Source organism: Spirosoma luteolum (assembly GCF_054778875.1).
This window is the reverse complement of sequence record NZ_BAAGZE010000002.1, coordinates 1-26,419: the sequence shown is the minus strand read 5'-3', so window position 1 is coordinate 26,419 and position 26,419 is coordinate 1. Positions and strand designations below refer to the sequence as shown.

26 protein-coding genes and 3 pseudogenes are annotated in these 26,419 nt (G+C 49.0%); 16 read left to right on the top strand and 13 right to left on the bottom strand.

All coding sequences use genetic code 11. The annotated features are described in order from the left end of the window. Positions 1–34: 34 nt before the first annotated feature. From ACYVAC_RS02540 to ACYVAC_RS02530, 3 genes are read right to left on the bottom strand one after another with little or no spacing between them, the layout of a single operon-like run. Positions 35–2,788, bottom strand: a complete 2,754-nt coding sequence (locus tag ACYVAC_RS02540; RefSeq protein WP_461095989.1) for a toprim domain-containing protein — start codon at positions 2,786–2,788, stop codon at positions 35–37. A 12-nt stretch (positions 2,789–2,800) separates the two neighbouring features. Next, positions 2,801–3,067, bottom strand: a complete 267-nt coding sequence (locus ACYVAC_RS02535) for a hypothetical protein (RefSeq protein WP_461095988.1) — start codon at positions 3,065–3,067, stop codon at positions 2,801–2,803. A gap of 23 nt (positions 3,068–3,090) precedes the next feature. Beyond that, on the bottom strand, positions 3,091–3,426 hold the full coding sequence (locus ACYVAC_RS02530; RefSeq protein ID WP_461095987.1) for a hypothetical protein: 336 nt from the start codon (positions 3,424–3,426) through the stop codon (positions 3,091–3,093). Positions 3,427–3,628: 202 nt separating this feature from the next. On the opposite strand from ACYVAC_RS02530, the gene ACYVAC_RS02525 reads away from it, so the two are divergent. From ACYVAC_RS02525 to ACYVAC_RS02515, 3 genes are all read left to right on the top strand, one after another. Further along, a complete protein-coding gene (locus tag ACYVAC_RS02525; RefSeq protein WP_461095986.1) occupies positions 3,629–4,201 on the top strand; it encodes a M23 family metallopeptidase in 573 nt (190 codons plus the stop codon). A 15-nt stretch (positions 4,202–4,216) separates the two neighbouring features. Next, positions 4,217–6,385 carry a YWFCY domain-containing protein gene (locus tag ACYVAC_RS02520; RefSeq protein ID WP_461095985.1) on the top strand — a complete coding sequence of 723 codons (2,169 nt, stop codon included), beginning with the start codon at positions 4,217–4,219 and terminating at the stop codon, positions 6,383–6,385. Positions 6,386–6,767: 382 nt separating this feature from the next. Further along, positions 6,768–8,489, top strand: a complete 1,722-nt coding sequence (locus tag ACYVAC_RS02515; RefSeq protein WP_461095984.1) for an erythromycin esterase family protein — start codon at positions 6,768–6,770, stop codon at positions 8,487–8,489. 189 nt (positions 8,490–8,678) lie between these two features. On the opposite strand, the gene ACYVAC_RS02510 is transcribed toward ACYVAC_RS02515, so the two are convergent. From ACYVAC_RS02510 to ACYVAC_RS02500, 3 genes are all read right to left on the bottom strand, one after another. Next, positions 8,679–9,746: a hypothetical protein gene (locus tag ACYVAC_RS02510; protein ID WP_461095983.1), complete on the bottom strand. Its 1,068-nt coding sequence runs from the start codon at positions 9,744–9,746 to the stop codon at positions 8,679–8,681. A gap of 115 nt (positions 9,747–9,861) precedes the next feature. Then, positions 9,862–10,179, bottom strand: a complete 318-nt coding sequence (locus ACYVAC_RS02505; protein ID WP_461095982.1) for a hypothetical protein — start codon at positions 10,177–10,179, stop codon at positions 9,862–9,864. 506 nt (positions 10,180–10,685) lie between these two features. Further along, the gene (locus ACYVAC_RS02500; RefSeq protein WP_461095981.1) at positions 10,686–10,967 is read right to left on the bottom strand and encodes a hypothetical protein; all 282 of its coding nucleotides are present in this window, start codon (positions 10,965–10,967) and stop codon (positions 10,686–10,688) included. Between the two features lie 909 nt (positions 10,968–11,876). On the opposite strand from ACYVAC_RS02500, the gene ACYVAC_RS02495 reads away from it, so the two are divergent. Genes ACYVAC_RS02495 through ACYVAC_RS02485 form a run of 3 tightly spaced genes read left to right on the top strand, consistent with a single transcriptional unit; the run spans position 11,877 to position 15,129 of the window. After that, positions 11,877–12,935 carry a hypothetical protein gene (locus ACYVAC_RS02495; protein ID WP_461095980.1) on the top strand — a complete coding sequence of 353 codons (1,059 nt, stop codon included), beginning with the start codon at positions 11,877–11,879 and terminating at the stop codon, positions 12,933–12,935. A gap of 8 nt (positions 12,936–12,943) precedes the next feature. Beyond that, the gene (locus ACYVAC_RS02490; RefSeq protein ID WP_461095979.1) at positions 12,944–14,374 is read left to right on the top strand and encodes a sensor histidine kinase; all 1,431 of its coding nucleotides are present in this window, start codon (positions 12,944–12,946) and stop codon (positions 14,372–14,374) included. After that, a complete protein-coding gene (locus tag ACYVAC_RS02485; RefSeq protein ID WP_461095978.1) occupies positions 14,374–15,129 on the top strand; it encodes a LytR/AlgR family response regulator transcription factor in 756 nt (251 codons plus the stop codon). Before ACYVAC_RS02490 ends, ACYVAC_RS02485 begins: the two co-directional genes overlap by 1 nt. A 26-nt stretch (positions 15,130–15,155) precedes the next feature. On the opposite strand, the gene ACYVAC_RS02480 is transcribed toward ACYVAC_RS02485, so the two are convergent. Next, positions 15,156–16,037, bottom strand: coding sequence for a hypothetical protein (locus tag ACYVAC_RS02480; protein ID WP_461095977.1), 882 nt, complete (start codon positions 16,035–16,037; stop codon positions 15,156–15,158). A 628-nt stretch (positions 16,038–16,665) separates the two neighbouring features. Between ACYVAC_RS02480 and ACYVAC_RS02475 the strand changes: the two genes are divergently transcribed. After that, entirely contained in the window at positions 16,666–17,655 is a 990-nt protein-coding gene (locus ACYVAC_RS02475; protein WP_461095976.1) for a RepB family plasmid replication initiator protein, read from the top strand. 183 nt (positions 17,656–17,838) lie between these two features. Here the strand turns inward: ACYVAC_RS02475 and ACYVAC_RS02470 are convergent, their stop codons facing one another. The 6 genes and pseudogenes from ACYVAC_RS02470 to ACYVAC_RS02445 all read right to left on the bottom strand — a co-directional run bounded on the left by ACYVAC_RS02470 (position 17,839) and on the right by ACYVAC_RS02445 (position 19,934). After that, the gene (locus tag ACYVAC_RS02470) at positions 17,839–17,970 is read right to left on the bottom strand and encodes an integrase core domain-containing protein (protein ID WP_461095975.1); all 132 of its coding nucleotides are present in this window, start codon (positions 17,968–17,970) and stop codon (positions 17,839–17,841) included. A gap of 174 nt (positions 17,971–18,144) precedes the next feature. Continuing rightward, positions 18,145–18,378, bottom strand: a complete 234-nt coding sequence (locus ACYVAC_RS02465; protein WP_461096046.1) for a DDE-type integrase/transposase/recombinase — start codon at positions 18,376–18,378, stop codon at positions 18,145–18,147. A gap of 126 nt (positions 18,379–18,504) precedes the next feature. Continuing rightward, positions 18,505–18,630 (bottom strand): annotated as a pseudogene (locus ACYVAC_RS02460) (IS3 family transposase); the annotation flags it as partial. Positions 18,631–18,805: 175 nt separating this feature from the next. Next, the gene (locus ACYVAC_RS02455) at positions 18,806–19,036 is read right to left on the bottom strand and encodes a transposase (protein ID WP_461095974.1); all 231 of its coding nucleotides are present in this window, start codon (positions 19,034–19,036) and stop codon (positions 18,806–18,808) included. 234 nt (positions 19,037–19,270) lie between these two features. Beyond that, positions 19,271–19,588 carry an IS3 family transposase gene (locus ACYVAC_RS02450; RefSeq protein WP_461096045.1) on the bottom strand — a complete coding sequence of 106 codons (318 nt, stop codon included), beginning with the start codon at positions 19,586–19,588 and terminating at the stop codon, positions 19,271–19,273. Positions 19,589–19,760: 172 nt separating this feature from the next. Beyond that, the gene (locus tag ACYVAC_RS02445) at positions 19,761–19,934 is read right to left on the bottom strand and encodes a transposase (RefSeq protein ID WP_461095973.1); all 174 of its coding nucleotides are present in this window, start codon (positions 19,932–19,934) and stop codon (positions 19,761–19,763) included. A 250-nt stretch (positions 19,935–20,184) separates the two neighbouring features. Here ACYVAC_RS02445 and ACYVAC_RS02440 point away from each other — a divergent pair, with 250 nt between their 5' ends. The 9 genes and pseudogenes from ACYVAC_RS02440 to ACYVAC_RS02400 form a co-directional block, all read left to right on the top strand. Continuing rightward, entirely contained in the window at positions 20,185–20,346 is a 162-nt protein-coding gene (locus tag ACYVAC_RS02440) for a hypothetical protein (protein ID WP_461096051.1), read from the top strand. Continuing rightward, on the top strand, positions 20,276–20,797 hold the full coding sequence (locus tag ACYVAC_RS02435) for a DUF6169 family protein (RefSeq protein ID WP_461095972.1): 522 nt from the start codon (positions 20,276–20,278) through the stop codon (positions 20,795–20,797). The genes ACYVAC_RS02440 and ACYVAC_RS02435 overlap by 71 nt, the downstream gene beginning before the upstream one ends. A gap of 700 nt (positions 20,798–21,497) precedes the next feature. Next, positions 21,498–21,812 (top strand): hypothetical protein, encoded by a 315-nt coding sequence (locus tag ACYVAC_RS02430; protein WP_461095971.1) that lies wholly within the window; start codon positions 21,498–21,500, stop codon positions 21,810–21,812. 118 nt (positions 21,813–21,930) lie between these two features. Continuing rightward, on the top strand, positions 21,931–22,431 hold the full coding sequence (locus tag ACYVAC_RS02425; protein WP_461095970.1) for a hypothetical protein: 501 nt from the start codon (positions 21,931–21,933) through the stop codon (positions 22,429–22,431). Positions 22,432–22,964: 533 nt separating this feature from the next. Next, positions 22,965–23,555, top strand: a pseudogene (locus ACYVAC_RS02420) (ISAs1 family transposase). A gap of 210 nt (positions 23,556–23,765) precedes the next feature. Further along, positions 23,766–24,068 (top strand): annotated as a pseudogene (locus ACYVAC_RS02415) (ISAs1 family transposase); the annotation flags it as partial. A 119-nt stretch (positions 24,069–24,187) separates the two neighbouring features. After that, complete coding sequence (locus ACYVAC_RS02410) at positions 24,188–24,685, top strand: DUF6252 domain-containing protein (protein ID WP_461095969.1); 498 nt, start codon at positions 24,188–24,190, stop codon at positions 24,683–24,685. A 36-nt stretch (positions 24,686–24,721) separates the two neighbouring features. Next, a complete protein-coding gene (locus ACYVAC_RS02405; protein ID WP_461095968.1) occupies positions 24,722–26,185 on the top strand; it encodes an esterase/lipase family protein in 1,464 nt (487 codons plus the stop codon). Beyond that, positions 26,182–26,419, top strand: a 238-nt coding sequence (locus tag ACYVAC_RS02400) for a transposase (protein WP_461095967.1), incomplete at its 3' end; no start/stop codon positions are given. The genes ACYVAC_RS02405 and ACYVAC_RS02400, both read left to right, overlap by 4 nt.

Sequence of the window (26,419 nt, the reverse complement as noted above, 5' to 3'; positions counted from 1 at the left end):
TACATGAGCGTGCTTGCCCTGACCAGCATTTGGTTTACAGTTTGGCTTTATAGGTTCGGGCGAATTCAGAGGGCGATTGGACCGTTTCGCGCTGAGCGGCCTGCTCGGCCTTCAGCTCGGAGTGGTGTTTGATCGTAGGTGGAACACCGACTTTCAGGGGACTCGAATCGGGTAGAGCCTCGCCCTGCCGGTTTTGCAGCACATCGTTGAGGTCTTTCTGCTGGCGCGTAGGCCGCACCACCTGGTAGAGTGCCTGCCCTTGGCGACCGTTTATTTCGTCGGTGAGCAGCGTCAGGGCCTTGACCAGCAACCGGCCGTCGTTGGGGAAGTGAATGCGGGTATGTGTAACGGACTCGCCACGGTCGGGGTCGGTTAGGGTTTCGCGCTGGAACTCCTGTACCCGTTTCTCCTTGTCGCCCGGGTCGTTGTTGTAGTTGAATTGCTTGGTGAAGCGGTTCATCTCGTCCATGAACCGGCTCAAAAACGCTTCATTTCGTTCGCCCGCTCCCTCACCGCCGAGGCTACCGGGTTTGAGGGGTTGCCGCAGTTCCAGTTCAAGCTTATTGATGCCTGAATACAGGTCCTTTTCGAGTTTGGCATCCTTGTGGTGCTGGATGCGCTGCTCCATCTCGTCGGGCGAGATCATAGCCCGTTCCCGCGCCACCCGAAACTCATTACCCACCTTGGTCTGCATGTACTCCGACTGCGCCAGTTTACCGATCTCCTCGGACAGGGGGATGGCGTAGGCTTTGGCGTAGGTAAACGCCGGAATCACCGACTGTACCATCTCAACAGACACTTTCACGTAATCGTCGGGCATAGTTTCTTTAAAGCGGGCCTGATGGTTGATAGCCAGGGTATGCCCTTCCGACAGGGTTCCGCCAGGTACGTCGAATCGTTTGAGCACGTCGTCGAACGTTTTCACCTCCGGGTCGAAAGCAAACTTAGGCCCAAGCATGTTTGCCAGGGGGTTAGGCGGCAGGTTCGGACCAGAATAGGCAATGTCGGGTTTGATGCGCAGGGCCGGGTCGGCGGCCGGGTGCTGAAGGCCGAGGTAATTGATGGCAAACCGGAGGCCGGCATTATCGCCGTCCTGCGCGATGACGAACTGCGCTTGTGGATTACGGTCGAGCACCTTCTGAATAAAACCTATCTGCCGACTGCCCGGCTGACCACCCGTCGCCATATAAAACCGCCGTTCGCCCTCCGCTTCCGGGTTGAGTTGTTTGAACGATAGGGCATCGATGGCTGACTCGGCGACGAGGATGCGCTGGGAGGGCACCTCCTTGAAGGCCGGGCGGGCGGCTTCGAGCGGTAACTGTACCTGCTGCGGCTTACCGTCCTGCACAAAGTTGAACGCCACCGTATCGGCACTGTGCCGGTACACTGTACCGACCGTGCCGGCGGGCAGGTCCGGTTTATCGTGCATAGACAAAGGGGCTTTCAATTCGTAGAAGCGGTTGGAGTGCCACATGGCCTCTCCGCGTTCACCGGACGGAAACGACTTAAACCGCTCGTTGCGAATGTCCATCGAGACTAGATTGCCATCCTGGGCGTACATCGGGAAGGACGTGTTTCGGTGCGGGGTGCCCTTCACGGTCGTGTAGGCGATGTTGTGGATGCGTCCGGCAAACTCCGGCGAAAACAGCGTGTTGCGATGCAGCGAACGGCCTTCCAGATACCGCGTATCGGTCAGCGGAGCGATGGCGTACCGGTCGTGCAGGTCTTTCTCCCGAAGCCTTGTATCGGTCAGGCTTTCCTTGACATGCTTGAGCGGAGCCGTGACGCTTTTTTGCAGCACGTAGTCCGTAGACGACATGATGCGGTCGACGGCTTTGAACACATTGCGGTAGATGCCGTTCTCGACCCGTTCCAGAAACTTGATGACGTCGCCCCGCCATCCGCGCTGATCGTTCATGTCGACGAACATCTTCTGCCCGTATTTGTCCCCCGTGTACACGGCCAATCGCTCCTTCGACCCTTTTTCGCCCCGCTCGTAGATCAGCCACTCATCACCCGGTTTCGATTTTTTGGTATCGAGCGTAAACCCATAATCGCGGAGCACCACTTCCAGGTCCAGCTCGCGCTTAATGGCATCGAAGTCACGCATCAGTTTCTCAGCGCGGGGCTTGGTGGCGGGTTCCGTAGGCTTGGGATTCTGTTCAGGCTCGCCCACGTCGCGCGAGTCCATAGCGACCCGCTTGGGGGCTTCCGGCTGCGTTTGTGTCGTCAGGGGTGACCGAACGGGGGTCAGGTCGATGCGGTGGTCGTCGGCATACTTCTCCAGCGTCTGAATGTTCCACGCTTTGTGGTAGGCCGTGGACTCCCGCACGTTCTGGTAGAGGTCAGATACAGCCAACTGGCGATAGGCCACGGAGCCATCGAGCTTACCCCGGTTGGTAATCAGCGCGGCCCGGTTAGTTTGGGCACGGGTAAACAGCTCACCAAACTGGTCCGGTAAAAAACCGTTGATGGCGGGGTATAGACCCACCTTTTGCGGCCCATCGCCCAGGGTCAGCATCTTCCGGGGCTGGGGATTATCGGCCAGTTCAGGATTGGTACGGGTGAGCACGCGCGGGCCATAGATGCCTTGAATGGCGTTGTCGAGCCGCTCGAAATTAGCGCGAGTCGGCTCGATCCAAAGCTGCACGTTGCCGATGGCGCGGGCTGGATCGATGGCGTTCATGGCGTAATCGCCAAAGGCGACGTACCGTACCCCGGCCTTGTTCAAGTGGCGAAGAATGGCCAACTGCTCACGGGTGGCGCGGTTCTGTGCTTTTTGCTTCATACAACGGAGAGGTTAGAAGGTCGTGAGTTCAAAGCCGCCAAGCGTTGGCTCACAGACTCGGTGCAGGTCTGTGGCCAGTTCCGTTAGGTCGTATTGCAGCTCCATGAAGGCCAGATATAGCCGTTCACGCTCGTCGGCGGAAAGGCTTTGCCAGAGCGTCGGGTCGTTGACCGATGCGTTCAGGACGGTAATGGGCGGATCACCCGGCTCTTCGCCATCGCCGATGTAGAGGGGCTGGATGGCCTGGTGGATGCGCTCCCGTCCCCATTGCGCTTCCAACTGTGTCAGGTACTGCATCGTGCTTAGAGGGTGGTTTTGACGGTGGGGGTTTGCGTCTCGGGCGCGAGCGGCTGCTGGGGAACCACCTGCAACCGGGCGGCTGCGGTAGGCGGGGGGAGCAGGCTCAACGATAGGGTAGGGGTGGTTGCGCCGGGCTGTTGCCGGCTCTTAATCAGCACCGGGCTGAGCGCGTGGACGACCTGCTGATGAATGTCGGTCAACACCGGGTGCCACAACACGGGTTTCCCCGGCTCCACAGCCGTTTGTTCCAGATGGGCATCGAAGGAAGGGGCGAACAGGTGCACCAGCCGACTGGCCTGTTCATGTGCCAGCAATAGGTCGTCATTACTTTTATTCATTGCTTTTGTTTAATTAATTATCTAATTTACTTTAATATATTTAACAATTTAGCTTTACAGGTTTTATTTTTGCCCAATGGGAATTCGAGAAGCAATAAGAAAATGGGGTAGATGTGCCCCCTTATGGGCGATTAGCTGCCTGATTTTGAGTGGGGCGACCCCACCAACGGCAATAAAGCAGAGTAATTTGGAACCGCCGGTCGTGGCGTCCAGCAAAGCCCCCATCGTGACGAGTGACAGGCTCAGCGAGTGGGTGGGCGCGGCTACGTCGGCTCAGGTGGTCGGTGCCTTTGCACAGCTCTTTCTGACCTCCCCGGAAGAGGCCCAGCGCATTCCCTGTCTGCCGCCGGTGGGCGATTGGTGGGGTAACCGGGTGTCTTCCGGCTTTGGCGTTCGGCGACACCCCACCCTGCATACACTCCGCCACCACGATGGCATTGACATCGCAGGCCCGCATCAATACGTGCGGGCGGCCGCGTCGGGGCGGGTGGTGGGAGTCGGGTACAGTAGTAGTCTGGGCCGTAACGTGACCATCAATCACCTCAACTCCTACCAAACAGTGTATGGCCACTTAGCCCTGACAGCGGTACATGTGGGCCAGTGGTTGGCAATTGGCGAAACGCTAGGCATCACGGGAAGCACCGGTCAAGCTACGGGGGTGCACATCCATTACAGCGTCCTGAAGCACCACCAGCCAGTCGACCCCGCCGACTACCTCACCTTGGCTATTCGCTTCGTGCAACGATACCAAGGACAACGTACCCAACAACGCTAAATACAAATGGCCGAAATGACCGCGAAAGAACGGGAGGGACACACCCAGACCGTCGAACTCTTTATTATTGCCGCCATCGGCTTGCTGTTGCTGCATTGCCTATGGTACTGCCACGAAATCATCTATTCAAATAGCTGGATACGTGAGTATCTATATAGCAGTCTATCTACGTTGAATGAGCGGCTGGGTTTGTTCAACACCCCCCTGACTACCAAAGCACTGGTGCTGCTCCTGTTATTCCTCTATGCCATCGGCTCGAAGGGCAAGGTGGACCCGTCGATTGATCGGTATGAAGTGCTGCGCTACACGGCGGTGGGCCTCTTGCTGTTCGGGGGTTCGGTGCCGCTCTTGTACGCCAAATCGTGGGTGGCTCCGCTGGTGGTAGATGTCTTGTATGTCGGTATGACGCTGGCGGGCACTATGCAGTTGATAAAGGGCGGGCAGTACCTCTCGCGCATTCTCTTCACGCGCAGTCCCAATGATATTTTCAACGACGCCAACGAAGAGTTTCCCCAAAATGAAACGCTGGTGCAGAACGAATACTCTATTCACTTCCAGACGCTATACGCCCACAAAGGTGGATGGCGCCGGGGCCTGATAAACATCATCAATCCGTTTCGGTCAGTAATCGTACTGGGGCTTCAGGGGTCGGGAAAAACGTTTGCCGTGCTGATTCAGGCCCTATGGCAAAGCCTCTACAAGGGGTACGTGACCTACGTTTATGACTTCAAGTTTCCCGACATGACCCTGGAGGCTTACAATGCCTACCGAAAAACGATTGCCGAGAACACCTATGCCTGGACACCCGCCGACCAATTGGCCGACCGCAAACGCCGGAATGACCCGCTCATTCCGAAGTTCTACGTGCTGAACTTCGACGATATCGAGTATTCACACCGCTGCAACCCCATCGATGCCGACGGCATGACCGATGTAATGGATGCCTACGAAGCGGCTCAGACCGTCATGCTCAACCTAAACCGGACCTGGGCACAGAAGCAGGGGGAATTTTTCCCTGAATCGGCCATCAACTTTCTGACCTCGGTGCTCTGGTACCTGCGCACGGTCAGTTTGAAGTACCGCGCCCTGCACGCGAGCGAAGCGGCCAAACCGGCGGACCAGCAGCACCCGGACCGGCTGGCGACCTACGCCCGGCTGGCTAAGTGCTGCACCTTTCCCCACACGCTGGAGTTCATCAACCGGCGCTACGACGAGACCTTTGCCATAATGGAACGCTACCCTGAAGTAGAGATCTACGTCAGGCCATTCATCGATGCCCGCGACGGGGGCGCGATGGAGCAGTTGGAAGGGCAAATCTCGTCGGTCAGGATTCCGATGGCGCGACTCTCTTCGCCCACCTTATACTGGGTGATGACCGGTTGCGACTTCACGCTCGACATCAACAATCCCGCCGATCCTAAAATTCTGTGTACGGGCAACAACCCTGAACGCACCGCCATATACGGCACGGCGTTTTCGCTTTACACCGCCCGGCTCATGAAGCTGGTGAACCGCAAGGGGCGGCTCAAGTCGGCCCTGTTCTGGGATGAATTGCCGACTATGTTTCTAAAAGGATTGGACCTACTCATCGCCACGGCCCGCTCTAACAAGGTGGCCACCTGGCTCGGTATTCAGGACTTTGAACAGCTCACCCGAGACTACGGCGAGAAAGAAGCCAAAGTCATCATGAACCTGGGAGCCAACGTGTTTTCGGGTACCGTTGTATACGAGACTGCTGAGAAACTCTCACGCCGGTTTGGTAAGACCAACCAGACGAAAGAGTCTATTACTTACTCAAAAAATGATACAACCATCAACGTATCGCAGCAACTCACGGAGATGATACCGGCGGCCAAAATTTCACGGCTGAAGCAGGGGGAGTTCGTGGGCCAGTTCGTCGATAACTTCGGAGAGGAATTCGATCTAAAGACATTTAAAGCATTTATTGGCGTGGAAGAGCAGCAGATGAAAAAGCCCCATCAGCTTCCACCCATGCTCAACCTTGATGGGATCCTGCGAGATTTATACGACGTCGATCCTTCCAGTATCACACCTGCTATGCGCCAAGTCTTCAAGACACAATTGCTTCAGGATAACTATCGTCGGGTGAAGGAGGATATTCAGTTGTTAGTAGATGCAGAAGTTGCTGAGTTTGGGATTGTGTTAAAGGAGCGGAAAAGATAAGGGTTTCATACTGGTCTGTTCTGTTTTTTTGTTCTGCGGCAAGTAAAGCTTAAGTCGGACGGCTAAATTACTGTCCGCTGTTGTCATTTAGCACGAAGACAGTCTCACAAACTCATGTCAAAACTCGAAAGTGGTATGTTGATTAATGTGATAGCAATTTGAGATTGGGTATTTATGCAACTTAGGCAAGTAGAAGTAATTTAGTTACTCACTCGCATAAACGGGTGGTTAACGAGATGACTTACTTTGGTAGTATACGGCCTCGTTGCCCGGATCACTACTTGACTTAAAAAAGCTTAATCTAGGCCTGCCTCCTTGGAGATGGGGCCCTCAAAAGGCACTTTTGTGCCATTCCCTTGAGTCATAGCTTAACCGACTTCAAATGGATTCACGCTGTCTACGTCTTGGCAGTTTACTGGTAATAACCTTGTGGCTTGGCTGTCTTCCACTTCGGGGCCAGCAGCCCAAGCTCCACCGGCTGCAAAAAAGCGTGACGCCATTCTCTCCCCAAGCCCTTACCGATACCAGCGAGCTAAACCTGTTTAGGCCCCTTACCAATGGTAAAATTATTGTCGCTGTTGGCGAAGTGACCCACGGTACTCACCAAACCGCCCAGTTGCAGACCAAACTAGCCCGTGATCTGTGCCAATCACAGGGCTTTAATACGGTCGTCTTGGCTGAGATCGATGCCTTGGCGACGTTAGCGCTCAACCGATACGTACTGCTTGATCAGGGTACGTTAGATGACGCTTTAGCACCGCTAGCCGAGGCTCAGTCGATTGCCACTCCGCTGGTCGACCTGATCCGCTGGATCCACCAGCAAAACCGTCATCGCCCCTTTGAACAGCGCATCTGGATCGTGGGTACGGAAGTAGATTCGCCTATTCGACTGGCTCAGATGTTACGAAAGCAGGCCAGAGCAATGTTACCGGCGACTGACGATTCCATCTTAGCTACATTAAGCTTCATACCGGCTCATCAATTGAAGGCGACCTACCCGCCCCGAATTCAGGCAGCCCTGCAAGCCACCTTCAATCGGTACCTGGAGGCATCACCCAGTAGCCAGCCCGATTCTGTAGCGTTGCCGGATCGTTGGCAACGTCATTTGTTATCCCAACATCAACTGGCTTGGGCGATTCACACCAAGGAGTCGGAGGCCTCCCGTGACTCCGCCATGTTCACCAGCGTTCGATGGTTGCAGGAGCAGCGTCCAGGGGCCAAGATCGTTGTCATCATCGCCCACAACGCCCATATTGAAAAGCTTCCGTGTTATCAGATCGGATTTGTAGGCGTCAAACGCCTGGGTCATTATCTGCACCAAATGTACGGAGCGGCTTATTGCGCCCTAGGCACTGAGATTGATGGCGGTCGGTTCCTGAGTGGGTCCGACCGGCGGGCAGATAGTATACCTGTGCGGATGCCTCGATCCCGGAAAGGCATGGGGCGGCTACTCGGGGCGCTGCTGCCAGCTAGCTATGGGCTACTTGATCTACGGCACACTACCTCGATGCGTTTTTTTCAGGCGCACCAGCCACGACTTTCCTATGGTACCTCGAGACAGGGCGTAGGCTACCAAGCGGTCAGTCACCATATCCCCCTAGCTTTTGACGGTTTAGTCTTTCTGGGATCTTCCCGCCCAACTGATTTTGTTAAAATTGCTTCCCCGAAGCGTTTTGGGGTTTATCTGGCACTGGCGCCAACTTTGGTGGATAGTCTATTGAGCCAACGCCAGCTCAGGATTACTTGTGAGCAGATTAGCTGGGTAGGCCAGCCGAATCGAGCCCATGACCTTCGCCTGCAAGTGTATCAGCACAATCGCCGAAAGCGGCAACAGAGCTTTGTGGTGCAAGAGCTCACGGATCGCTCGCGCAGTTCGCTGGTTATCGATTTACATCCTCGTACCCGGTATGTCAGCATCAGTGTGGTGGGGCGAAATGGCCAGTCGTGCACAATAGGCCAGATCAAGCTCAATGGCCAGCCAGTATCATCATCGTTGCTTCAACTTGTTACGAGCGGATCAGTACTAAATGAGTCATACCGAAGTCAGAACAGCAGTTTTTGGTGGCACCACGGATCAGTTAGTCACTCGTCTACCAGCAACTAGTTGCTAGATTTAGAACAGTTGTTTTTATCACATCCATTCTCAATAAATGCTCAAATCGTAAGACAGATTTATTAACCACGAGTACAAACGATACACTTCTTTTTGCATAGATTACTCAATAAATACGTTGTATAGCAAACTACCCCTTTATTCCATCCTGACTGCCCTTAAAGGCAGTCAGGATGCTTACTACAAAATGTAGTGAGCGGCAATAGCGTGGAAAGCCTTTTCGTCGAGCGCGTAGCGGGCGGGCAGGGTCAGGCCCGAATTCCCATTGAACAGCGCATGGTTCACGCCGTTGTACAAAAGCCAAGCGTTTGGCCCGGTGCTCAACACGCATTCCTCCAGGGCCATACGTTCCATAGCCGCATCTACGAGTTTCTGTGAAACACCCACTTTGCGCACCAGTTGTGCTGCTACCTGCCGGTCAGTCACGGCCGTGTCCTGCATAACGGTAAACACGTCCTGCGTGGGGCTGGGGCAGTCCTGCGCGTAACGGAGAAAATCACGAAGGAAGTTGACCAGAAAGGCCTGGAACTGATTCAGGTTGATACCCCGATGCGTAAAGATGTGCTGATAGGCGCGTAGCGTTTCGGCACTCTCATACACCCATTCCAGCCCTTTCACCTTTGCCTTTTCGGGCGTGTGGCCCGTTACCAGCCAATCAAGATACTGATCTAGGCTTACAAACTCGTCGGCCCATCCCATCATGCCATTCGAACAGAGTTGACGGTAAAAGGCTACCCGTACTTTTTGTTCTCGTACCCGCTTCATCTCCGTACCTTGAATAGTGAACTGAGACTTGCCCGTGTACGAATTGGTAAACGTCAATTGTCGTTGAATCACGTCGTTGGGGCCTACCGTCGTTTCGTCGGGCAAAATGACGTTGATGGCATATTCGCCGTTCCGGCTGTAGCGAATGTGTACGGGCTGCTCAATGCCTGTTACCTCTGTCACCGCGTTGCGGATAATCGAATTGGGAATAAGTGAGTAACGGGGCGACTGCGCGGCAAAAATCTGCCGTTCCTCGCTGGGCATAGTACCCACGATAAAATGCTGCCTGTCGGTGGGAATGACCCGGTAAGGGTTGGGCAGAATGTCGCGGGCGGGAACGGACTTAACAGGAAAGCAAATGGTGTCCCAAGAATCAGTCGTCAAAAGTTGGTTATTAACATTGGCTTTGCGCATGGCGATCAGCAAGTTTTGAGTTTTATCCGGCCCAACCGTTAGGCCGTTTGCTGATATAAAAATAGCCAATTCAACATAAGCTAACTAACTATAAATCAACAAGATAAACCTTTAATAACCCGTTTGATTCAGGTTGTTTTTCCCCTACCCCTTAGTTCATATAAGGCCTTTAACGGCCCTTCGTTTATTTATATACGCAAGAAAGCGAAAGCCGCAGCCCCGTCATGCGTTCAATCGTAGCATGCAATTCGCTCACCTCAACGCCTTCAATAACGATTTCGGAAATGGTCTTGGCAGTCTCAGTCAAAAACGAAACCTCGTATAAGTCCCTCGCGGTGTCGTAGCGAACACAAACGCTATCAATTTTTGAGTTTGCAATTTGCCATCGTAGCGAGTTTGCCCGATTATCAACGCGAAAGCGTTTGGCGCCCATCATGAAGAAGGCCATGCGGCCAATTTGGTTATACAGTATCTGTACGGAGGGGTTCATATGCTGTGCCATAGCAAAGTAAGAAGTGGGAATAAGTAATACTTATAAGGCGTTGGCGGGGCTCTGTTGTTTCCTTCGCCGGATTAAATAGATTTGAAACAGGGTGGCCTCAATAGCCTTTCCCATTAGCCAGTACATCAAATCGGGCGTACACATAAAGGCGGGATTCTCCAAGTCTGCGTTGGTGACGCGCTCCCACATAGGAAAATCTTCGTGCGGGTTGTTGAACACAAACCCCTGCATTCGGGCAGTGACGATCAAGTCACGGTTGATACGACTGTCGATGGCCAATCGGACACGGGCAGGGCTACAAAAACATATCATGAGGGCCGTACAATCAGCGGGGTTATTTGGTTAATCCGCTGATTAATTACTTGAATTTACGGCTATGTAATTTTATATAAAAACCTGTTTTTCAATTAGTTAATCTTTAACACCCCCTTGCTTCAAGGGTTTTTTGCTCCCCTTTGTTCATAAAAAAAACCCGCTTCGGGCGGGTGAATAGCTTAGTGTTTAATTTACTCTACTTCTGTCGAAGGAGCCGGGGCATTTTGCTGTTCCAGCCAAGCCCGTTTATATACAGCATAACAGAGACTAAATACCTGTTCCGGCGGAAGTTCAAGGAACATAGCCAGTTCATCAATTTCATTGATGCTGAGGTTACTTAGATGCCGTTGCTTGGTCTTATACCAATTGTTGTATGACATCTTCATTACTCCAGCAATACGCCCTTGCTTTATAGCCCGAAACTCGATTAGTTCGAGAATATCGTTGTACAAGAGCTTAGGTTTCTTTTCCATATATACGAATTGGTCTAGTGCAGCCAGACCCTCACTTACGCGATTACACTCTCAACTACCGTGCAATTACGGTGCATTTTCTAGATAAAGCTATTGAATCGCAATAGATTCTATGTAATTTATTACACATGCCATGCTCATTCCGGCGCAATTATGAAGCCATATTGTTGCAACAAATCGCAAAACCGCGTGCTGAAGTAGGAGTGACCGTCATCAAGTACTCGACATAAATCGTTGAACTCAGCCACGCCATCGCCCAATGCTATGTAACCAGCAAAGTCGCAGTCAAATACATGAATAAGTTTTCCCAGATCGGGCCGGTCGACATAAATCGCTACCCGACACCGTGTGTGCTCGTTCGCAAATTGTCGTAGGCTGGCTATAGCTGGATGTGTCAGCGAACTCAACGCGACAAACAGTACAGCAGACTGTGAGGACGGATTACGTAGGGTCTCGTAAAGCGCTCGAAACGTAGGCCAATCGGCTACTGCATGTAGCTGATGAATGTCTAACTTGTTTGTGTTTACGAATTGGTCTTTCAATTGCAGCTCCGTAAGGGTAGAGCCAGCAAACCAGTATTGAGTCGAATGGGAAGGAATACACGCACACATAGCTAATCAATGGATTCATAAGCTGTCGCTCCCGAGTCCGTATAGGAAATAATTTGATCGGGGTGTTACCTCAAAGCCACGGCCGGCGTACCTGGCAGGCAGTTAGAGCGGATCGGTTGAATAGGGCGAATCCTTGGCCCGTTTTACGTATAGAGAAACTGACTGAAGGTGCTGCTTCGCGTGTCAATTGCTGCAGTCAATCACCAATGCCTTTGGTGAAAGGACGAAATACCAGATATAAAGGACAAAAAGCTCTCCATGATTGGGCCTGTTGGCAGGCCTGGAGCGTTATATGTACATGTATATCGAACCAGACTATGGTGTACTTTATCAGCACCAGGATTTAGTCCTAACCGTAACCAAACAGCCCGATAGTGCCTGCGTGAGCTTGTTAAAAAGAGCTGAGTACGGTACAAACGGGGTCCGTTACCAGCAGACAGGTCAGGAAGCTAAGATCAATCAGTTAGCGCACCCCCTTTTTTTTCAATTATATAGAGACACGGCGCTTGTCGGCATGTACTGTCTCGACGAGCGAACTATAGATGGCCCAACAGGTCCTATACGTGGATTCTACGGCCGTTATTTGGTCGTTGATCATAGTGAGGCTGGTCAGGGGTATGGTCACCTGCTGAAGCGGCAGGCGGTGCAGTTCGTAGAAAAGGTCTGCCCGGAGCCGTTTGTATATTATTCCTACATCGAAGCCCGAAACGCGCGGTCAATGCGTATTTCGGGGCAGGAAGGGTTTACCTCCATAGGTACGCTGAAAACATATATTTTCAGGCGGTATGAGCCTACGCTTGCCCCTGGATTTGCTGTTTTGTCGGAAGCCGACCGTACTGGTCTACTTGCCCAACTGGAAACTTCGTACAGACGTCACAACCTGACAACATTCCATGGAATCGGTTACGAGGGTAATTACTTTGTGCTAAAAGAGCAAGGTATCGTTGTGGCTGGTATTCAGGCCAACCCGGTTCATTGGCGATTCCTGAACATGCCGGGGGTAGGGGGGTGGCTTACCATGCACCTGGCTCCGCTGTTGTCAGTGACCAGGCGGTTCTTCGACCCCACCAATTACGCCTTTGTAGCACTCGAAGGACTTTATTTAAAGCGACCCTCATCGACTTTGTTAACGACACTCCTCGAAAGTGTACTAGCCCATTTTGGCTTTCATTCTGCCCTGTGGCTGCTCGATGCCAGCGATCCCGTTCATGAACTGGTCAATCAACCCGGGAAAGGATGGTTAAGTGGTTACCAGCAGGACGTTATCACGCACGTTATGATTAAACCGGTGGGCATAGCAATAGATGCTTTTCGGGCGGGTCAGCCTGTTTACGTCTCTTCCTTCGATTACACCTGATTCAACCCATGCAAACAGAAGAAGTAAGCCTGAAGCAGTTGCTGGAGAAATCACGTCAGCAACTCACAAAGCCACTCACCAAGACTCGGCGTCGATTGCTGCTGTCGGTCAACGTAACGTACCTGTGTCTTGTCGTTATTTTCCTGGGATCAGAAAAGTTGGCCACGGGTCGGTTTGTGCCGCATGATGGTTTAGCCATTGTTTACAGTCTCGTGGCTGGCACCAACCTGCTGACAGCAATCCATACGTTTAGACTGCTGCGGGCCGAAGCCAATGGTTTGGGTCTCCACCTTGGATCTGAGCGAACCGAGCTACGCTTACGATGGCTAAGCATCGGTTCAATTATGTTGATGAGCTTTTGTAACATGGCTGGGGTAGGCAACCCAAGCCATGATTCGATTCTTACCGATTTTGCCCTGGGTCATTCGCTGATTGTGCTCAGTGCGATGCTTCTGGGGCGCCCCGCTTCGCTGGGCTGGACAATCGTGGTACTTGGTTTGTTACTCTACATGGGTTTTGTCGATGTCGGCTATACCTACCAATATAATTACCTCACGCCGGCCGAGTCCCAACGGTACGAACAGGGCCTGCAACAGCACCTACCGTGGGCACTCCAGCGGCAGGCAACTCTACAAGCCAATGGCTTAAATCCGCCTACCGTATCACGCTACGTAAACGTGTGGTTCGTTTTTATACTTGTGGCCTTCCTGACAGCTTATTTCTGTCTGGACACCACGCTGTCCATGTTTAAAGTGGTCCCCACAGTTACCCATGATATCCGGGAAGCTATTGATGCATCGAATCGCCAGGCGCAGGAACGGGAATGGGAAAAGCGACAGGCTGAAGAACAGAAGCTGCTCCTACGTCAGGAAGCATTAAGTGCGGAGCTGAAGACATTGAAGGCGCAGCTAAATCCTCACTTTCTGTACAACACCCTAAATTACTTCTACATTAAAGCATCGGACGTCTCGGAGGACCTGGCTGATGCGATCTTGAAGCTCTCCGATATCATGCGCTACACCATGCAGGATAATCTGACGCAGGTGAATCTGGCTGAAGAGATAAACTATCTCGAGCAGTTTATTGCGCTACATCAGCTTCGGAACGGTAACCAACTCTGTATTGACTTTAGCGTTACTGGACCTGTTGCGGATAAAGTAATAATCCCCTTTCTCTACATCGGTCTGGTTGAAAACTCATTCAAGCACGGTCGCCTGAATGACCCGGCAAATCCGCTCATCATACGAATTGACGCTACCAATGCGTCAATTTCATTTTTTACCAGGAACTTGAAAAACAAGAAACAACGATTTGCGTCCAACAACATCGGTCTCACGAACATGCGACGGCGCTTGTATTTGACTTATCCAGACCGATACCAATTTGATGTAAGTCAGGACGATAACATGTTCAGCTGCCAATTGATAATACAAGACTAATGATGATTTCCTGTATCATACTGGACGACGAAAAAATGGCCATCGATCACCTGTCAAAATACATTGGCAAGGTACCCTTTTTAGCGCTGATGGGCAGCTTTACGGATCCACTAGAAGCATTGCGTTATTTGGAAACTACGGCCGTTGACCTGGTATTCCTTGATATTGAGATGCCCAATTACGCTGTCGATGGAATGGATGTCGTCCGCATCATGGGGGAGAAGCATCGGTACATTTTTACGACAGCCTACCCTCAATATGCACTGCCAAGCTACGATTATAACGCCATAGACTTTTTGCACAAGCCGTTTTCGTTTGACCGGTTTGTCAAAGCAGTACAGAAAGCGCGTCAACTGATTATCAACGCAGTCGAACCCCCATCAGAAAGTGCTGATGAAGACGCTATCTTCGTTAAGTCGGAAGGCAGGCTGCAGCGCATCGACTACGGCAAGATATGCTGGATCGAAAGTGAACGAAATTACGTCTCTATCTTCACAGATAATGACCGTATCACGGTGCTGATGTCAATTGGCGATATGGATCAGCAGCTTCCCACGAAACGATTTGCCCGTGTCCATAAATCGTTTATCGTATCATACAGCAAGATCGTTGTCGTCGGCAGGGATCAGGTGCAGATACGGCGCGACGCTTCCTGTAAGTGGATACCCATGGGTGAGCAGTTTAAAAAAGCGTTTGTTGAGACGATTGATAAACAGACCCTGAAAAAGCAGCAGGCTTCGGATCAAAACGACTGACAGTACGTTGTAGACAAGCAATCTACCTAATCGAAGAGACTGGTCGGAAAATCGGTCTTTGTCATGGGTGGCGCACCAATTGATTCCCGGGGCGATTGCGGTGAAGGCTCGTCAACGGGTTCAGGTGGTTTGGGACGAGCGTAAAGTTGTTGCTTACCCGTTTGCGTGAACACGGTAAAATTGTTCAGGAAGTTTTCGATTTCCTTATGTTGGTGGGGATGTTCGCGGTTGATATCCCGGAGTTCTACGAAAATTATGTTGTAGCGCTGCTGGGTGATCATGCCCTGGTTATCCCGCTGCGGGTTCAGGAGGTGTTCCTGGGTATTGGCGTATTGCTCTTCAGTCACACGGTACTTATAGTTTAAAGTTACGTACTGATAGTCTCGGCGGTAGTTGGAAACGGCAAAATCGTACTGGTCGACGTTACGTAGTATCTCCTGCCAGGTTTTGATCTCCTGTTCCATCATTCCGATTGTGCCACGTTCATCGGATAGGGCGGACCCTGTCAGTTTTTCAACATTGTCAAGTCTGATGGCTCGTTTGACAATCAATTCGTTGACGTAGTTAGTAATTCGGACTACTTTATCGTCACGGCTCAAGTCATTGTTTTTTAGCAAAATGTACTTGTGCTTCTTAAAGAAAGTCAGGCGGGTTGCAGGCTGTCCGAAGTTGACTAATTTGATGGATCGGCAGTCAAAATGCGCATAGTCAGCAAAAAGTGACTGATCGCGGCTGTCAACGAAATATATCACACCTGTACCGTTCCAATCGCCTTCAATGTCCCAGGTATTTCTATCAGGCTGCAACTTATTGACAACGTTCATTAGCTTGGTTAGCTCACCAAGAAGGCGGGCATACTTGGCGGGCTCATACGTTTTCCGTTTTCGGGATGTATCGTCGGGTTCCATAATCTGTTTAGCAAGTTAAGTTTACTTTTAAAGTAAATATACTTCCAAAGAACTATCAATTACTGAGACTGGCTTCGCACTATTTATTGATTTTTTTAATTGGAACCTCTCACTGACGAACTCAGAATCAAGAATTGTATTTTTAAAATTGTTCTGAGATTGATAATTGTAGCTGTGGATAATCATAACGTGACTTATTAGTAATCAGCACATTACAATGTGGATAAGTGTATCTGAGGCAAGGAATTAGAGTAGTTAGGCAAGGAATTAGAGTAGTTAGGCAATAAATAAAAGTCAACATTGAAGGGTAAAGGCAATAAACTAGAGTTGTAGAGGCAATGAGTCAGAGTCGTATAGGCAATGAATCAGAGTTGTATGGCAATAAAATAGAGTCATAAACTTTTCTGCATATACGAGACCTTACCTAGAGCTTATAAAAGCAAGAAATAAACGGTACTAATGTTTAAAAATTTAAACATTGTTGATAGTCATAAAATACTGATAATCAACAATTAAGTATTCTCTAGGCAAGGTATTAGAGCAAATAGCCTGCTTTCCCAACAATTCCGTAGGCAAGGATTTAGCCGTAAAAATTGCTTTTCTGCATGTATTGCTACTATTTGAGTCTATGAACGATGAAGTTGTCATACGCGAACCGCTTACGTTGCTCTTAGGTCGGTCAGAGTTTTCTTTGCACGAGCGCCGGCTTTACTGGAATATACTGAAAGCATTAAAGGCTGAGCAAACGTTTGATGTAAAGTCATACCGCGTTGAGGACCGGCAATTTCGCATTCACTACTCTGATGTATTCGTGGGTGAAAATTCGCACGCGCAGACCAATGTCATCCTTAAGATTTTGGATCGGGTCACATCGCGAAAAATAAAGATCTTCGATCAGGATCGCGGTAAGTATACCTTTATCGTTCCAATCCCTTACATACACTATGAGTCGCATAAAGGATATTTTGACATCATTGTCAACTCGATGGTATTGCCTTTCTTCATTGACCTGAGTAAGGGCTATTCACAGTATGAATTGAGTGCCGCCGTATCACTGAGCAGCGAGTACTCCCAACTCCTTTTTCCGCGTCTGACACGCTTCATCGACACAGGATTGTGGCGCGTGGAAGTGACTGAGCTGCGAGAACTGCTGAACGCGCAGAAATACGTCCGGTACTCTAACTTTAAGCAGATGGTACTCTCGAACGCCATCTCGGAGATCAACCGAAAAACTTATCTCGATATTGTCATTACCGAACAGAAGGAGGGGCGAGCGGTCAAATGGATAAACTTTATCATTCGCCGTAAGGGTAAAGTTAGCCCAAAAGCGACTCAGTATGCGCTCGTTAATAATGATTTGCAGAAAGCCAGTGAGTTATCTTTTGCTGATAAACAAAAAAAGGCGGCTGAGTTCCTTTACAATTACCAGTTTACAGACAGTCAAAAAGGAACAATTCTTAGCAATGAGCAGTATCTGAATGAATTTCTTCGGCTGGATAGTATGGTCGCACACGGTGCAATCAACGTGGTCACCACCCCTACACGTTATATAGCTGGTATACTATTCAAAGACCCAGCAGGGCCTAGACCGAAAAAAACAAGAGTAGATAAGCAGTGAGGTCATCCCAAAGGTGGTTTAAACTCCAGCCAAAGCCGGCTCACAAAAGGAGATGAGCACAATTTCGAGAGAAACACGACTCAACATTAGCCTCGAATAAATCGTCCATAACAGGTAAAGTTATCGACGGCAAGCGCTACAACTGAGGTCCCCCCAATTTCCGGACCGCTCAAAGATTGAGGATCAGACGGTCATTTGTTCTCTTTTACTGCCCTTTCCGACCTCATCGGGCGTCAGTCCACCGAGCGAACTGTGAGGTCGAAATGTGTTATATTCCTGTCGCCAATGCTCAATTTTTTCGCGGGCATCTTCCAAAGACAAGAACCAGTGAGCGTTCAAACACTCATCCGCGCGGCGGCCGCCCGAAAACTGCCATTGAACGACTCAATAAACGGGTTGTCAGCGGACGCCGCGCGGTGGGTTTGCCAGGCCGGGAAAAATCCAATGTTACCCCATTATCATACGCCGGCACGGGCCGCCCCGCACAAATCAAGCGCTTTTGAGCGGTCCGCCGCTGCGGATGAACTCGCTGCCATTATCGACTTGAATTCGCGCGGGAACAGCCAAATGTATTACTTTTAACTGGTTCATCACCGCTACTACGTCGTCTCCTTTCAATGACTGGCCGACGTGAATCGCCATGCATTGACGGCTATAATTATCAACTATAGTTAAGGCCCGGATTTTTCGGCCGTCAAACAACTGATCTGCCACAAAGTCCATGCTCCAGCACTGATGAATAGTAGAGAGTTCAAGTCGATCCAGTCGATGAGCCGCTGTTCTGTTCCGTCGTGGACGCTTACTACGCAGATTAAGCCCTTCCAAGCGATATAGGCGGTGTACACGCTTATGATTATCGCGCCACCCCTCCCGCCGGAGCAACGTAAAAATACGCTGGCAGCCATATCGAACTCGGGTTTGGTCGGACCGCCGAAGCGGCGATCTCCCTAATCCGCTTCCGGAGTACCGAGTCATCCCGGCGTCGAGCCTTATAGTGCCAGGTAGAGCGGCCCAGCAGCACCACTGCGCAAGCCCGACGATTCGAAACTTGATAGTCCGTCATTAAGCTTTGGGCCAGCCCCCGACGTTGAACTGGCCTCAGAGCTTTTTTTTGATCACGTCCTGAAGCATCTGTTTGTCCAAGCTCAGATCAGCTACTAACTGCTTCAGTTGCTGGTTCTCTTCTTCGAGCTGACGAAGCCGACGAAGTTCGGGAACCCCTAGTCCGCCATATTTCTTTTCGCTTCGGCGATCCGATCCAATTGTAAAACGTGGCTTCGCTAATACCCATCTTACGGCAAACTTCGGCGACAACCGTTCCGGTGTCGGCCTGACGAAGGGCAAAGACGATCTGTGCTTCAGTGAATTTTGTCTTTTTCATAAGCGATCATTGGTTGTTTAAAGTACCGAAAAATCGCGGCATCGGCCGTCCGACCGAACTCTCTACTTTAGACTGGTCCAGTTTACTGGGAGGAGGTCAATCCAGACGATAACGACTGAATAGGTAGTATGTCGTTTTTAGTTTACATCTCTTGTTCTTACCCATGAAAGATGGTTTGGGCTGCATGATCTTGCAAGTTAAGCAAAGTCCACTGTGCCGATTAATCAGACCATCTCAAGACGAGTAACCAATCGCGTGACGGCTAGTGGTAGTACGCGGTAAGAAGCTACGCGGCTGGATGGGCTTTAGCTGATTCTCGATCAGTACCCTACGGACGAAGTCCCGACTTATTTTAACACCCCGGTCTTTCATCTCACTGACCAGACGTCGACTACCATATCGACGCCGATGTAAGCTAAATAAGTCTTTAATTTTCTGAGCTTTATTAGCCTTAACATACAGGCTATCAGTATCTTTCACTGATGAGATGGGGGTCGGTCTGAGCCATTCGTAGTAGCCGCTACGATTAACCTTCAGCGTCTGGCAAAGCATCAATACAGGAAAGTATTGGCTTTGCTCTTGAATGAAACGGTACATTGCCTTTAGCTCGGTTGAGTGAAGATCGCTATGCTTTTTTTAATATATCGCGCTCCATCTCAGCCCGTTTGAGTTGGGCCTTGAGTCGTTCATTCTCGGCCAGCAGTTCGCTGTTACCTGTCTGCTTTTATAGTTGCTTCTTGTGAGCGTGTTTCCATGTGTGAAGTAGTTGGTCGCTGATGTTGAGGCTTTTAGCAACCTGAGCTACAGATTGTTCTTCATCAATCATGCGTAGCGCTTCCGCTTTGAAGGCTTTGTCGAACTTGCGATGCGGAGTGATTGGTTTGTTGGGATTTGCCATGATAATCGAAGTTACGCAAGAACACTGTCCGATTTAGTACGACCATACCAACATACCTTTACCGTAGTAGGCAGTCAGAGCGCCTAAGGGAGCTGTTTACAACTTAGCTTCTTGGCCGAAAATATAAAAGTGCCTTAAAGGAACAGTATCCACTTGCTATTTGTAGTATTGGTACCTGTTTGGATTATGGACCTTTTTATTAAGTATACAAACAGGCAATAGTACACTCACAACTCTACCGGACTGAGTTATGAATAAGATCGCACAGCATCGTCCCAAGCTCACCTTTCAAAAGATGCTAGAGGACAAGCAGCAACTCGCTAAGTATTTCATCACAAGAGATGAAGCCGACAAGCCAAAAGGGGTCAAATTTGTCAACCCTTTCACCTTACCCAGTTCGTTATCGAAATAACGGAACAGAGGGTCACTTCATAAGTGACAATTCGATCAATTACTTGCTTTCGTTTACTCAAAACGAGGGCGAGCCAAACAATTCTCTTTACGGTGACGCTTGCGTTACAGTTGGTCTCTACGCTTTATCAGGTTACGTACCTACAGGGTCAGGTAAGCGCTCATACGATGAGCGAGTAGAATTGACAGTTATGGGAGAGTTGATCAGGTTGTTCAACGCAAGTCCAGTAGCCGTTGTCTATTTCTCATGCGACACTGCCGGGGGATATGAAAAAAGTCGCCATAAGTTATTTGGTATCTGGTACGATAATCATCTAGCTCCGTTAGGCATCCTTCGTAAGCAGTACAGCGACGAGAGCCAGCGAATCTATGCCAGTATGTATTACCGTCCCGAGCATCCATTCCGCGAAGAGGTAGAACGTGATTTTGACTTGCTATTGCACGGCAAATAGGTAACAGTAAGCCCCGTCCTTCAACCCGGCGGGGTTTACTGTTTTGGACCAATGAGAAATACGGCGTTGCACTCTACCGCAGCAGACCATCTACCAGCGTGAGTAATCCTCACGCCAACTTGGCCTTCTTCCAACGGGGCAGACTTACACGTTAGTGAACAAATGCCTTAGTTAAGGCCTGTTTATCAATAAGTTAAGTATGGCTCATCAATAAGGAATTCCTTTCTAATAAGTTGAACTACCACTCCTAATTGACTAGAATGGACGTTTCTACGTCCCTTTCTCAGATAACCTTTTCGATAAGGTGCTGAATATCAATATCCAACTTAACAGAACTATAAAAGCCGTTTCTCAGCGTGCAAATCCGCCCCATTGCAAGAAGAATCCTGATTGAGGATAAGGTCGATGCGGTAGTGCTTTAATGAGCCTCCCACCCATATTAGCAACTTCGTTATACATGTGAGTCTGGCCCTACTTTTGCGTGAATATGCATATAACTTCACGGAAAAGTAGGTGTATGGGCTATTATCGACCCCGGCCTGTTGAGGTCAAACAGTGTAAGCATTGCAGCATTCCATTTGAATCTCGACATAAGCGAACCACATACTGTGGCGAGTCCTGCCGGCAGCAAGCTTACCAAGCTCGGCAGAAGGTTAAGAAGAAGAGCCCAAGCAAGTCTTCGGGTGATCTAGCCTTCTCGTTGCAGAACATTGGTGTAGTGGCAACGGGTGCAGCTGTAGCAGCTGCTGGTAATTACCTGCTCAAAGATCAGCCGGCACAGCGGGCTATTCTTGACGAGCTTAAGAAGACCCAACAGCAGGTAGAGCAGTTACTTCAAACTAATAGCCTACTGCGTGATTACATTGATCTGCAGCTGCAAAGAGATCCTATGCTGGCCACAGAACTGAGCCAGAAGCAGGCAGTGCGCACAGAGCAATCTCAGCACAAGGAAAAGCTTAAGCAGGATATGTTGAACAAACTGCTGGTTAAACGACATATCAAACGAAACAGTTAGTCTAGGAAGAAAGAAACATCGAGAAAGCGGTCCCGAAAGCCGACAAGCCAGATAACGCATAAATCGTTTCCTGGCTTGTCGAAAAAGATGCTCCACTCAATACTTTTCCTAACCAACAATGGCTAATTTCAGCCAAGTGGCTACCTTTTACAACAATGCTCTTTTACTCTGCATATTATTCAGTAGACAGTTTGTGATTATGAAAGGAAAACGGTTTGTGACGTTGTTGATCCTGGGATCACTAATAGGCTGTAAGCATGACAGTCTACCAGCATCAAACCCTGATCTCACAGCAGATCTGACGGGTATTTATACCCTGTACTCCTTTCAGGAAGGCGAAGAAGTTATCCCCATACCAACCGCAACGACGTCGGCCTATTACGAGACCAGCAAAGTCGATTATACTCGTTTGCTAGCTAAGCTAATAATTGTTAAGTTAGGTCAATCTACAGAATACAGCAGGAACGTATTCGCACTTGCACGCGACAGAAGTGACGCTTCTAAATATAACGTTGATGTTGACGGCAAACCGATTGGCTTCATGACAGCCACTGTTATTGAAGTAAGTGATGGTATGCACAATGGTGTATCAAAACTAATCAAGGCCAAACGGCAGTAATAGTAAAAATAGAGATCAGGCCATATACTACGCTTCATATTTCCAACCATCTTATCCGGCGTAACAATCCGACTAAAACACTTAATTCAAGTATGCCAGCTGCCGTATAGCAGGGCTCAGAAATACTAGCAACGCTCTCTATACAGAGTAGTGTGACTAGCGTCGAAGGGCAAAGCAAAGTAGCTCACAAGTACCGCTGCCTGGCAGACTATTGTGATTTGCTTCTGATTTGCAATAAATCGTTCTGATATTTACTCTTGTTTGTGATATCAACCCGAATAATAGCCCGTTTTCTCTCTACAAGTACACTTGATTGAGGTCGTAACGGTGATTGATGCAGTCGACCGCTACTACTAGCTTACATCGCCACTTATCGTTATCATTAGCAAACGAACACTGCTTCGTATATAGACCTCACCTGTGAAAACTGTTACTACATTACAATGGATAAGACTAATTATTGAGAAATATTACTTACTCATATGATACTACAGGGTGATCGCATGAAAGGATAAGTTAGGCCTTTTTGCCTGGTGGACGTAGCCGAACTGTTTTTTGAAGTTGATGACCCCCGTCAAAGCGGCAAGTGTTATCACGAATTGAGTGATATTATCATGATCGTGTTGTGTGGCTTTCTGGCTGACTGTGAAGATTTTGAAGAAATATATGATTACGCCTGCGACAAACAGGAGTGGTTGGCTGATTTTTTGGCATTGCCTTGTGGCATTCCTTCTCACGACACACTCAATCGGGTTTTTCGCTTGATTAAGCCCACCCAACTCGAAACAGTACTCACTCAATGGGGTAAGCAAATTGTGGCGTTTTTAAGCTGAAAGCAATTGGTCGTTGACGGCAAACAACTACGCGGTACGGTCAAAGCAGGCCGCAAACAAGCTTCTGTTCAGATTGTTAGCCTGTGGGCCGAAGCCCTGCAAATTTGCCTAGCTCAGCGTCAGATAGCCCACAAAACCAATGAGATTAACGCAATTCCCACTTTGCTGACACCACTTTACATTACCGGCGCGGTAGTTAGCATTGATGCCATTGGTTGTCAAAAAGAAATTACACGCTTGATTGCGGAGGATAAAAAAGCACAGTTTGTGATCGGTCTGAAAGCCAATTAAGACGGTTTATATGAGCAGGTAGTCGACCACTTTGGGCGGTTAGAACCGAGTTTGATTGGGGCATTGAGCCGTGACTTAGATCATGGCCGGGCCGGGAAACGAACCGTCTGGGTGAGTGAATCGCTGGCTCTATTGGATGCCACAACCGAATGGGTTGGGATCAATAGTTTGGTATACGTGGAGTCGATCCGCTGACTCAACGACAAGGAGGAAAGAAGCAAACGATTCTATATCAGTTTCTTATCGGGATGTAGTGCCATTGCTATGGGGCACTATATTCGTCGACACTGGAGCGTTGAGAACGAGTTGCACTGGTATTTAGACGTAACATTTGGGGAAGACGCTTGCCGGGTGCGCAAAGATCATGCTCCGCGTAATCTGACCACGGTTCGAAAACTGGCCTTAAGCCTGCTAAGTCGGGAGCAAAGTAAACTAAGTCTAAAGCGTAAACGCAAGAGAGCCGCCCGTGACGATGCTTATCTCAAAACTCTGTTAAGCCAACTTACCCTTTGATGCAATCACCCTGTATGATACTACCTACCGATAAATAAATTTATTGATAACTTATGTATACTAAAGGATAGTTATTCACTTTAATATTCTTTCTTCAACTCAATTAAATTTATTCTTCAATGAAACATATACCTAGTTTACCATCTATTACCATACTAGTATTATTGTTTAATAGTTGTAATCCGAGTCCCAATATTGTCTGTAATAATTGTGACGAGTTCGTATGTCGGGTAAATGGTAATGAGTTCAAGCCTGAAGGACCTTGGAAATCAACTACTTTATCTGCCATAACAGTCAATGATACCGCTATTTCTATTGGAGCAAGAAACAGTAATGAGTTCATTGGTATTGGTGTGAAACTAAACGAGCCAATAAAAATTGGAAGTTACGATTTAACCACTTACCCACCCGGTAGGGGCACATACAGTAATGATAAATACACCAACATCTATTACACTAATGCAAACTCTAAAGGCAAGTTTATCGTCACAAAACTTGAATATGGATCTAGGCCAGTGATGGAAGGAATATTCTATTACGAAGCCCAAAACATGAATGATAAATCCATTGCCCGCATCACGGACGGTTCATTTAAGCTCTTTTTTGCTAGGTACTAAATATATCTATTTCTAATTTCTATATCTGTCACCTTTATGTTCAAACGGTTTACCTACACAGTATCACTGTGCTTGGCATTGCTATGCCATTTTGTGAGTAATGCTCAACCTAGGCCTTTAGCTGAGAATACGTCCAACGCTGCCGCTTTTCAGGCACTTTCCCAGTTGGACAAAAGCGTAATGCAGACTAAAACACTTTACGATTATGCTGCCCCTTTATCTGGCTTGGTTAATTACACAGGCAATTCAGATAGCCCTAGTTCAAATAGCGATCATTTTCATCAGGCTGTTTGGGAGTTATGGATGGGTTCATTCAACATGTCAAATCAACGGTGGTTGAATCCATACGATCTGGCCGACAAGGCTGCAGTTGATAATTCTCAATTTGTGCATCCTGTTGGTGTAATGTGCCACAATTTTGAGTATATCGATTCATCAGCAGTGCGAGATAACCGATTATATATTCAAGATTCTAAATTATACGACGTACCGGGGCGGCAGTCCTCACCATACGTCTTGGCACGAGCAGTTATATCAACTCCTGTTTTCAAACCTGAACAACAAATACAGGAGGGGACTCACTATTTTGATCTGAAACCAGACTACTTGTTAGGTAGTATGTCTGGGCAGATTAGCGAAATCAAAGTTAATTTTAATGATGGCCAAGGGTGGCGTGTAGCTAGTTCTCCTTTGAATTCAACAACCCGGTGGGCTGTTTATTTACCAGGTGGCGAAACTATAATGCAAACCATCATAACGTTAACTAATAATCAGACTTTTAGCGCTTCTGCCAAAATATTTGTCAAATCCCGACCGCCAATTCAACTTAGCGGATGTAGCGGAGTGGATCAGTTTGAGGTTACTGGTTTCCCCTTTTCTTCTCTCGAGTACGACGGAAATGGTAGTGCGCGAGCAGCTAGAGGCAAAGCATATATTTTCTTTTCGAATGCTAATTGTCAGTCTCGCCAGGTTACCAAGCCAATTGTCTTTATTGATGGTTTTGATCCTACAAATACACGATTTGTTGAGAATATCTATGCGCAGTTTATAAATGCACCATTCGACGAGGGAGGCTCACAAAAACGTTTGGCGGATGAATTGAGGGCGCAGGGTTATGATATAATCATATACGATTACTTGGCCGACAGTGGTCCCACATCGGGGGGATCTGACTTCATTGAAGCCAATGCCTTGTCGGTGGCTAAATTGATGCAAGAGTTATACTCTCGATACGGATCAACTATGCAGGAAGACTTTGTTCTGATTGGGCCCAGTATGGGGTCATTAGTAGCACAATATGCTCTGGCATGGATGGAGAAACAAGGTATGCCCCACCACACCCGCTTATTCGCCTCTTTTGATGGAGTGCACCAAGGGGCTAATGTTCCTTTAGAACGTGTTTGGGAATTGATAGAACTTGAGAGTCGTGCCAACTTTGTGGTCGCCAAACTACAGAGTTATGACCAAACAGTGGAAGCCACCGCTTCGGCGGTCCGATGACCGACCCTCAATGGGCCGCAATTTCGCCTTTTTTCAATCTCAAACGAAAGCGTAAACACAACCCCCGTCAGATCGTCAACATTATTCTATGGCTCTTACGAACGGGTTGCCAGTGGCGTAACTTACCCGACGAGTGGCCCAATTGGCAGGCCGTTTACTACTATTTTGATCAGTGGAAGCAGGATGGCACTTTCGAGCGAATCAATGTTGCCCTTAATCAACTGGACCGTAAAC

What these genes read in the sequence shown, in the direction of transcription:
- ACYVAC_RS02540 (WP_461095989.1), bottom strand. Translation starts at nt 2,788, where the DNA reads ATGAAGCAAAAAGCACAGAACCGCGCCACCCGTGAGCAGTTGGCCATT.
- ACYVAC_RS02530 (WP_461095987.1), bottom strand. Translation starts at nt 3,426, where the DNA reads ATGAATAAAAGTAATGACGACCTATTGCTGGCACATGAACAGGCCAGT.
- ACYVAC_RS02520 (WP_461095985.1), top strand. Translation starts at nt 4,217, where the DNA reads ATGACCGCGAAAGAACGGGAGGGACACACCCAGACCGTCGAACTCTTT.
- ACYVAC_RS02515 (WP_461095984.1), top strand. Translation starts at nt 6,768, where the DNA reads ATGGATTCACGCTGTCTACGTCTTGGCAGTTTACTGGTAATAACCTTG.
- ACYVAC_RS02505 (WP_461095982.1), bottom strand. Translation starts at nt 10,179, where the DNA reads ATGGCACAGCATATGAACCCCTCCGTACAGATACTGTATAACCAAATT.
- ACYVAC_RS02500 (WP_461095981.1), bottom strand. Translation starts at nt 10,967, where the DNA reads ATGGAAAAGAAACCTAAGCTCTTGTACAACGATATTCTCGAACTAATC.
- ACYVAC_RS02495 (WP_461095980.1), top strand. Translation starts at nt 11,877, where the DNA reads ATGTATATCGAACCAGACTATGGTGTACTTTATCAGCACCAGGATTTA.
- ACYVAC_RS02490 (WP_461095979.1), top strand. Translation starts at nt 12,944, where the DNA reads ATGCAAACAGAAGAAGTAAGCCTGAAGCAGTTGCTGGAGAAATCACGT.
- ACYVAC_RS02485 (WP_461095978.1), top strand. Translation starts at nt 14,374, where the DNA reads ATGATGATTTCCTGTATCATACTGGACGACGAAAAAATGGCCATCGAT.
- ACYVAC_RS02480 (WP_461095977.1), bottom strand. Translation starts at nt 16,037, where the DNA reads ATGGAACCCGACGATACATCCCGAAAACGGAAAACGTATGAGCCCGCC.
- ACYVAC_RS02475 (WP_461095976.1), top strand. Translation starts at nt 16,666, where the DNA reads ATGAACGATGAAGTTGTCATACGCGAACCGCTTACGTTGCTCTTAGGT.
- ACYVAC_RS02465 (WP_461096046.1), bottom strand. Translation starts at nt 18,378, where the DNA reads ATGGACTTTGTGGCAGATCAGTTGTTTGACGGCCGAAAAATCCGGGCC.
- ACYVAC_RS02455 (WP_461095974.1), bottom strand. Translation starts at nt 19,036, where the DNA reads ATGAAAAAGACAAAATTCACTGAAGCACAGATCGTCTTTGCCCTTCGT.
- ACYVAC_RS02450 (WP_461096045.1), bottom strand. Translation starts at nt 19,588, where the DNA reads ATGCTTTGCCAGACGCTGAAGGTTAATCGTAGCGGCTACTACGAATGG.
- ACYVAC_RS02445 (WP_461095973.1), bottom strand. Translation starts at nt 19,934, where the DNA reads ATGGCAAATCCCAACAAACCAATCACTCCGCATCGCAAGTTCGACAAA.
- ACYVAC_RS02440 (WP_461096051.1), top strand. Translation starts at nt 20,185, where the DNA reads ATGAATAAGATCGCACAGCATCGTCCCAAGCTCACCTTTCAAAAGATG.
- ACYVAC_RS02435 (WP_461095972.1), top strand. Translation starts at nt 20,276, where the DNA reads ATGAAGCCGACAAGCCAAAAGGGGTCAAATTTGTCAACCCTTTCACCT.
- ACYVAC_RS02425 (WP_461095970.1), top strand. Translation starts at nt 21,931, where the DNA reads ATGGCTAATTTCAGCCAAGTGGCTACCTTTTACAACAATGCTCTTTTA.
- ACYVAC_RS02410 (WP_461095969.1), top strand. Translation starts at nt 24,188, where the DNA reads ATGAAACATATACCTAGTTTACCATCTATTACCATACTAGTATTATTG.
- ACYVAC_RS02405 (WP_461095968.1), top strand. Translation starts at nt 24,722, where the DNA reads ATGTTCAAACGGTTTACCTACACAGTATCACTGTGCTTGGCATTGCTA.